The organism is Mycobacterium lehmannii (assembly GCF_001499925.1).
Taxonomy (GTDB): Bacteria; Actinomycetota; Actinomycetes; order Mycobacteriales; family Mycobacteriaceae; genus Mycobacterium; species Mycobacterium lehmannii.
In genome coordinates this window covers 1-631 of record NZ_LQIR01000065.1, presented here as the reverse complement: position 1 = coordinate 631, position 631 = coordinate 1, and the positions used below count along the sequence as shown (strand labels likewise).

1 pseudogene is annotated in these 631 nt (G+C 69.7%); it reads left to right on the top strand.

The features are described 5' to 3' along the window. Positions 1-237 (top strand): annotated as a pseudogene (locus tag AU192_RS21900) (phage major capsid protein); the annotation flags it as partial. Positions 238-631: the final 394 nt, after the last annotated feature.

Below are 631 nucleotides of genomic sequence, written 5' to 3'. Positions count from 1 at the left end.
CGACGCGTCGTGGGTGGTGTGCCGCTGCTCGTAAGTCCCGATGCGCCAACCGATGTCGTGTGGGGCATCCCGAAGGCGTCAGCGTTCGTGGTGGTCCGTAAGGACGCCGAGCTGGCGGTGGACAGCTCCCCGTACTTCAGCTCCGACCGCACGGCCGTGCGGGTAACGCTGCGTGTAGCGTTCGCGTTCCCCCAGCCCGATGCGGTGGTGGCAGTGCGCGTGGCCGACGCACCGTAACCGAGACGTGGTGTCGCAGTGTGGATTCGAAGTAGTGGGCGACTCAGGGTGCCACACTGCGACACCGCCAACCTGGTGCAGCGCCGGGCCACCCGCTTGGACCGGGACGCCAGCCAAGGCCTGGGCGCTGCACCACCCGAACGTGGGCGGGGCTGGTGTGGGTTGAGGAACTTGCACACCGGCTCCGCTCACCCGAACCGTGTCGGCGAGACGGCCGGAGCGTTGCCACAGGCGCAACCGGCGCAGCCATCGGCTCGACCGACACAACCTGGCACCGCTGGCTGGGGCCCTACTTACCGAGGCGCACGAACCAGCCAGCGGGCCAGGCCCACAAACGTCCCGGCAACGGTCGGGCGCAACGTCCGGCCATCGAGCGGCCGGGGCAGACGCGTCA